This is a genomic window from Pseudoalteromonas sp. S16_S37 (genome assembly GCF_014694405.1).
GTDB lineage: Bacteria > Pseudomonadota > Gammaproteobacteria > Enterobacterales > Alteromonadaceae > Pseudoalteromonas.
In genome coordinates this window covers 1-6,973 of the sequence record NZ_JAAUWV010000098.1, presented here as the reverse complement: position 1 = coordinate 6,973, position 6,973 = coordinate 1, and the positions used below count along the sequence as shown (strand labels likewise).

The window sequence follows — 6,973 nt, the reverse complement described above, 5'->3', positions numbered from 1 at the left end:
GAATCCTATTGAAAAGAAGTGGGCACACGCAAAATCAATCAGGCGAAAGTTTCGCTGTTCTATCGAAGAACTGTTTACTAAGCACTTGGACTATCGCAATTTATTTTGATCTAGCTATAGTCAGCTGCGGGATCATTTTTATTTTGATCATACGTAGAAAATAAGACTACACTTACCTGCGGATCAGTGTTATTCCGGCGGCGTTAGCTTATCGATCATTACAGCAAGGTGTGAGTCTAAAGGAACTATTATGAGTATTTTGACAAAAATATTGGGTGTGACAGTAAAAAGCACTGCAGAATTACAAGGACTTATCGCCGCTATTAACAAATCACAAGCTGTCATCGAGTTTGATTTGGCCGGTAATATTCTTACTGCTAATGATAATTTTTTAAATGCTGTAGGTTATCGTTTGGACGAAATTGTCGGGAAACACCATCGTATTTTTGTCGATCCCGCGCAACATAACAGTGCTGAGTACCAACACTTTTGGCAAAAATTAGCAAAAGGCCAATTTGACACCGGTCAGTACAAACGCATCAGAAAAGATGGACGTGAAATTTGGATCCAGGCCAGTTATAACGCTATTTTGGATGAGAATAATCGTCCCTTTAAAGTGGTAAAATTCGCCACCGACATTACCAAAGATGTTATGCGAAATGCCGATTACTCAGGACAGCTCTCAGCCATCAGTAAATCACAGGCCATCATCGAGTTTGATTTAAATGGTCATATTCTGACAGCGAACGAAAACTTTTTGGCAACCGTCGGTTATCAGTTAGCGGAAATTGTCGGTAAGCACCATCGCATTTTTGTCGAACCGTCCAAACATCAGAGTCAAGAATATCAGCAGTTCTGGCAGAAATTAGCTCGCGGCGAATATGACTCAGGCCAGTATAAACGCATCACCAAAGAGGGGCATGAGATTTGGATCCAAGCCAGTTACAACGCCATCATGGATGCAGAAAACCGTCCCTATAAAGTAGTAAAGTTCGCCACAGACATCACCAAAGAAGTCATGCGAAATGCCGATTATTCAGGACAGCTCTCAGCCATCGGCAAATCGCAGGCCGTCATCGAGTTTGATTTGCAGGGCAATATTCTGACTGCGAATGAGAACTTCTTAGCCGCCGTTGGTTACCAATTAGCGGAAATTGTTGGTAAACATCATCGTATCTTTGTCGAACCCGCGCAGCATAATAGCCCGGAATATAAGATATTCTGGCAAAAATTAGCCCGCGGTGAGTTTGATTCGGGCCAGTATAAACGCATCACCAAAGAGGGCCGCGAAATATGGATCCAAGCCAGTTACAACGCCATCATGGATGCAGAAAACAGGCCCTATAAAGTCGTGAAATATGCGACAGACATCACAAAAGAGGTCGTACGCAATGCAGATTATTCTGGTCAGCTGGCTGCAATCAGTAAATCTCAGGCGGTAATAGAATTTGATTTATTCGGTCATATCCTGACCGCTAACGACAATTTTTCAAACGCTGTTGGTTATAGTCTGGCTGATATCAAAGGCAAACATCACAGTATATTTATTGAAGCAGACCTAAAAAACAGCGAAGAGTATCGGAGATTTTGGGAGCGGTTAAGCCGAGGTGAATACGATACAGGCCAATACAAACGTATTGGTAATGGCGGCAAAGAAATATGGATCCAGGCAAGCTATAACCCAATAATGGATGCGAGTAATAAGCCAGTAAAAGTGGTGAAATACGCCACAGACATTACAGAGCAAGTCAAAAATGCTAATGCCATGAAACAAACGGTTGATGAGGTGCAGGACGTTGTGAAAGCCGCTGTTGCTGGCGACTTAACGCAAAAAATTAATGTAGACGGGAAAATCGGCTTACTAGCTATTTTGTCTGAAGGGATCAATGCATTGCTGGAGAACATGCATGACATTGTTGGACAAATTAAAGATGCTGCAGAAGAGATATCTGTAGGCGCTAGTGAAATCTCTACCGGAAACAGTGATTTGTCCTCCCGGACTGAACAGCAAGCCTCTAGTTTAGAAGAAACAGCTTCAAGTATGGAAGAACTAACTTCCACCGTAAGATTAAATGCCGAAAATGCCAAGCAAGCCAATGTGCTGGCAGAACAGGCATCTAAAGTCGCACAGGATGGCGGAACCCTGATCCAGCAAGTTGTCGTCACTATGAGTTCAATCAGTGAAGCGTCACAAAAGATAGCTGATATTATTAGCGTGATTGATGGTATTGCATTTCAGACCAATCTTTTGGCGCTCAATGCCGCTGTTGAAGCTGCACGTGCCGGTGAACAGGGCCGCGGTTTTGCCGTAGTCGCGTCTGAGGTTCGAACTTTAGCTCAGCGTTCAGCTAATGCAGCCAAGGACATTAAAGGCTTAATTTTTGACTCCGTGAAGAAAATTGAGACTGGCAATTTATTGGTCGGTAAATCTGGCGATACGATGCAAGAAATTGTGACCTCCATTCAGCGGGTCAACGCCATCATGGCTCAAATCGCAATGGCTTCGACTGAGCAATCGCAAGGTATCAACGAAGTGTCAAAAGCGGTCTCGCAAATGGATCAAATGACACAGCAAAATGCTGCATTAGTCGAAGAAGCTGCGGCAGCTGCCGAAAGCTTGCAAACGCAGGCCCACAATTTGCGCGAACGAGTTGCTCAATTTCGGGTAAAGAATAAAAACAGCACAACTCAAAGTAAAGTCACTGCGAAAAATTAAATCAGACATCCATAATTAAATTATTCAGCATGATGATTGTGGTTTTGAGGTAAATTGTGATTTAGCCGAAAAGCTTTTCACAATGACTGATGCCAGTTCGCCGTTTTACTTCTAGATGTGCGTAGTAGCCACCAAGTTTATTCGGTCGCCCCACGGCTCCTTTGAACACTTTGGTAAATTGGGTGGTGAGTTTTAGCCAGTTTTCGGGGGCGATGTTTAGTCTCTCTAAAATAGAGAGAGTGCGCTGCTCTATGTGTCCGCGTTTGTCTTCTCGCATGCAGCGACCAGTGAGTTCAACTAACTCTAAGTACGACTTTAACTCAAACGGGAGTCCTTTGGGCATGTGTTTTCTGGGGCTGCCTGCAAGAAATTTTAAAAGGACAGGCACTCAAGTTTTTCAAATTTGACTGGTTAGCAGTTTTGTCTAGGCTTAAATATCTTCGTTTTTATTCGATAACCAAAGTTCAAGGAGTGGGCTATGGGGTTAGCAAGGAAGCGACAAATCAGTTTGTCAGATACTCGATATTATCACTGTGTTTCACGCTGCGTTCGCAGGGCGTTTTTGTGTGGATGTAATGGTCAACTTTTTTTGGAGTGATTCTAAGCGGCCTGTTTTAATTCAATATATTTTTCATGGGGCGTCATATAATCCAGCGATGAGTGGAGGCGCTTGTAGTTATAAAATTGCACATAACTCGCCACCGCGGCAACCACCGATTCATGATTTATAAACGCCACTCTATTTAATCGTTCGGTCTTCAAACTCCTAAAAAATCGCTCCATCACGGCATTATCCCAGCGATTTCCTCGCCGACTCATACTTTGCGTGATCTTCAATGTGTTAAGTTTGCTGCGAAATTCGGTCGCTGAATATTGGCATCCTTGATCAGAATGAAACATCAACTTGCTCAGATCGGGGCGCTGACGTGCGATGGCATTATCCAACGCTTCGACCGCTAACTTGGCATTCGCCTTACTCGATAGCGCGTAACCGACGATTTCTTTCGTGCCCAAATCCAACACACAGGCCAAATAACTCCAGCCGTGATGTGTGCGGATGTACGTAATATCGCCCACCCAATGGCTGTTGTGCGTTGCGGGGTTAAACTGTCGCTTGAGCAAATTGTCGGCAAAGCGATGCTCTTCGCCCGCATCAGGGTAATAGTGCTTTTTCTTCGGGCGAATGGCCGTTAGATGCCTCTTTTTCATCATCGACGCTACCGCGTAGAGGCCCACTTTTGTGCCCGACTTAGCTAATTCAACGCGAATTCGCCGTTTGCCATAGGTCTCGAACGACTCGGTAAATATCTCGACTACTTTATCTACTAATGTCGCTTTTTCGGCGCTTTCGTGCACAGGTTGATAGTAAAAACTACTGCTGCTCATCGAAAACGCACGGCATAATTCGAGGTTGCTAAAGTGGGGATTAGCTTTCTTTACGGCGGTAATCATTTCAAATTTGGATTGTCGCGAATAAAGAAAGCCGCAGCCTTTTTTAAAATTTCATTATCTCTTTGCGCTTGCTTGAGTTGTTTTTCAAGCAGTTGGATTTTGCGTTGTTCCTCGGTTAACGCCGCCGCGTTGGTGGCCGTATTGCCTGCCAACTCGGCGATATATTGCATTTTCCAACGAGATACGGCGGATTTTCCGGCGCCAGAAAGGTCTTCAATTTGTTTGTTGGTATAGCCTTCATCCACCATTAATTTGGCATATTCAAGTTTTTGTTTTGGGCTAAGGGTTACTTTAGTTTTGCGGTTCATTAGAAAGCCTGATTCGATTTTGCGTATTTTAAGCTATAAATCACTCCAGATTCATTAGACCATTACAGGAGAAGATAAACAAACAGGTCGCTCGTATGAGCATCGTCGAGGTTGGGTAGAAGCTCGGTTATTGTTTTTAGCAAAAGTGTTTTGTATTGATGTTTGTGCGTTTGCGGTGATGAGCAATCATACTCATGTTGTACTTTATGTTGATGATAAAAAAGCTCAAAGGCTAAGCGATAAAGCCATACTACTGCGCTGGAGCAAACTATTTAAGGGTTCATTACTTATGCAGCAGTTTTTGCAAGGTGTACCACTGAGCGAAGCAGATAGAGTCTTTTTAAATAAAGAGATAGAAGCATATCGGGCGAGACTATCGAGCATTAGCTGGTTTATGCGAGTGCTGAATGAACACATAGCAAGACGAGCGAATAGAGAAGATAAATGTACAGGCCACTTTTGGGAGGGTCGATTTAAATCTCAGGCTCTACTAGACGAAGCGGCACTAATGGCTTGTATGGCCTATGTAGACTTAAACCCGATACGGGCGAAGATTGCACCCACCCCAGAAAAGTCAAACCATACTAGTATAAAACTACGCTGTGAAGCGGCTAAAATTGAAAACAACCAAAGACACTAGCAAGATTTGCAGGCAATCCTAGAAAGCACTTGCCAAAGGGATTGCCTTTTGAAATCAAAACCTATCTTGAATTGGTCGAACTTACAGGCAAATGCATACGAGTAGATAAACATGGAGCCATATCAGCAGCAGAGGTCCCTATTCTAGAGCGTCTAAACATCAAGGCAGATAACTGGATAAAACTCTCCACTCAATTCGGAAAAGTTTTTCGTGGTGCAGTAGGTAGCGAACGAAAGTTGGACTTATACTGCGAACGTGTCAGCCATAAACGACGAAGATACGTTAAAAGCTGCACGGCACTACTAGGGTAAGTCACCAAGCTTCCTCAACCTTTTGGCATAACACTAAGTTGCTTTACTCAGGCAGGGTTTGGCGCGCTTGAAAATCACAGAAGAGAATAGAAATACACCTTAATCACAATAACCTCCCCTTTATAGGAACCATTCTGGTAGGATGAAATATTGAAATTGGGGGCAACGTTAAGCTGAATTAAAGTCAGCTAAGTTACTGGTCGATTTTCTTAAAGTGCCTGTCCCTGTCCTGAGTCTATACTGTCGTGAGTCTATATGGCGTCAAAATACGGTTGGCCCTTTATATTACAAAGATTTAAAGATTCAGTGAGTTTATAGCTGATTTCATTTTTGACAGCTCGACAGCTGAACCAGCGGTGATGGAGAAGATAAATAACCTCATTCTTGGTAGCAAAATTGACAATGTCAGTCAAAACACTCCACCAAGATAAAGTGCTTATTCAAAGCACACATGTACAGAATCCGAACGCTTTGATGTTCACTTTGGCAGATAAGCTTAAAGGTACAGCGAAGTCATCTTCGCATCTAGACGGTCGCTCCTAACCTGTCTTATAGTTTATTTCGCCTTGCATGTAATCCACCGCGGACCCGATGAGCACAACACGTTCGTTTTTTACTTCACATAAAATGGTGCCACTTCGCTGCGATATTTGTGCGGCACAAAGTTGAACCTTATCCAGTCTTTTGGACCAGTATGGGGCAAGTTCGCAATGTGCTGAGCCAGTTACTGGGTCTTCATCAACGTTGAGTTTTGGAAAAAAACAGCGGCTCACAAAGTCAACCTTGTCGCCTTTGGCCGTTACCACAACACCTCGACGATCAAGTTTACGCCACGCATTAAGATCTGGCTCAAGCGCTCGTACCTGCGCTTCATTATCAAGCACAACCACATAATCAAACGCGGCTAATACTTGCACGGGTTCAACATTTTTCAGCCCTCCGACTAAAGCTAAAGGCGCCGGTATTTCTTCCAACACGGATGCTGGGAAATCCATACTATATCCTTGAGCAGTTCTGCTCACTTGCAAAATGCCGCTACGAGTATGAAAGGAAATACTCTCATCTTCATAGTCCAAATGTTCGTAAAGTACATGCGCAGTGGCCAGTGTCGCGTGGCCGCATAGATCAACTTCATCTTTGGGGGTAAACCAGCGTAGCTCATAGCCAATATCAGCTTTAACAATAAAGGCAGTTTCCGAAAGGTTGTTTTCTTGCGCAATACTTTGTAGCACTTCATCTTCTAACCATGATTCTAAAGGTATCACCGCTGCTGGGTTGCCTTCAAAGAGCTTATTTGCAAACGCATCTACTTGATAAATAGGTAATTTCATAGCACATCCTGAGCAGTGAATTGAATGAGTTTTTAAACTCAATGCAGTTTAGAGAATACGACACGTATTCGTAGTACTTAAAATCTAATTTACAGTTTATTTAGTCGACACTGAAAATCACTTAATGCATTGATCTTCTTGATGATCTAAACGATCTTACTATCCTCATTTTGCAACGTTTGTTTTCTCACCCCTCAAAACCTTGCAAAATGGAG

General features: G+C 43.3%; 4 protein-coding genes and 3 pseudogenes. 4 read left to right on the top strand and 3 right to left on the bottom strand.

Going from position 1 to position 6,973, the window contains the following annotated elements; translation table 11 throughout:
- Positions 1-250: 250 nt before the first annotated feature.
- Complete coding sequence (locus tag HC733_RS23470) at positions 251-2,716, top strand: methyl-accepting chemotaxis protein (protein WP_190367016.1); 2,466 nt, start codon at positions 251-253, stop codon at positions 2,714-2,716.
- Positions 2,717-2,777: 61 nt separating this feature from the next.
- On the opposite strand, the pseudogene HC733_RS21425 reads toward HC733_RS23470, so the two are convergent.
- Positions 2,778-3,095 (bottom strand): annotated as a pseudogene (locus tag HC733_RS21425) (transposase); the annotation flags it as partial.
- 99 nt (positions 3,096-3,194) lie between these two features.
- Between HC733_RS21425 and HC733_RS23680 the strand changes: the two are divergent.
- Positions 3,195-3,287, top strand: a pseudogene (locus HC733_RS23680) (transposase); the annotation flags it as partial.
- Between the two features lie 29 nt (positions 3,288-3,316).
- On the opposite strand, the gene HC733_RS21420 reads toward HC733_RS23680, so the two are convergent.
- A protein-coding gene (locus tag HC733_RS21420) for an IS3 family transposase (RefSeq protein WP_190367015.1) occupies positions 3,317-4,476 on the bottom strand; the annotation gives its coding sequence in 2 pieces (ribosomal slippage) (positions 3,317-4,215 and positions 4,215-4,476; 1,161 coding nt in all).
- A gap of 61 nt (positions 4,477-4,537) precedes the next feature.
- Here HC733_RS21420 and HC733_RS21415 point away from each other — a divergent pair.
- Positions 4,538-5,427, top strand: a pseudogene (locus tag HC733_RS21415) (transposase).
- Positions 5,428-5,829: 402 nt separating this feature from the next.
- Positions 5,830-5,970 (top strand): hypothetical protein, encoded by a 141-nt coding sequence (locus HC733_RS21410; protein WP_190367014.1) that lies wholly within the window; start codon positions 5,830-5,832, stop codon positions 5,968-5,970.
- Here the strand turns inward: HC733_RS21410 and HC733_RS21405 are convergent.
- Positions 5,967-6,758: a PhzF family phenazine biosynthesis protein gene (locus HC733_RS21405; RefSeq protein ID WP_190367013.1), complete on the bottom strand. Its 792-nt coding sequence runs from the start codon at positions 6,756-6,758 to the stop codon at positions 5,967-5,969. The genes HC733_RS21410 and HC733_RS21405 overlap by 4 nt on opposite strands.
- Positions 6,759-6,973: the final 215 nt, after the last annotated feature.

Coding starts and splice junctions, on each gene's coding strand:
- HC733_RS23470 (WP_190367016.1), top strand. CDS start 251: ATGAGTATTTTGACAAAAATATTGGGTGTGACAGTAAAAAGCACTGCA.
- HC733_RS21410 (WP_190367014.1), top strand. CDS start 5,830: ATGTCAGTCAAAACACTCCACCAAGATAAAGTGCTTATTCAAAGCACA.
- HC733_RS21405 (WP_190367013.1), bottom strand. CDS start 6,758: ATGAAATTACCTATTTATCAAGTAGATGCGTTTGCAAATAAGCTCTTT.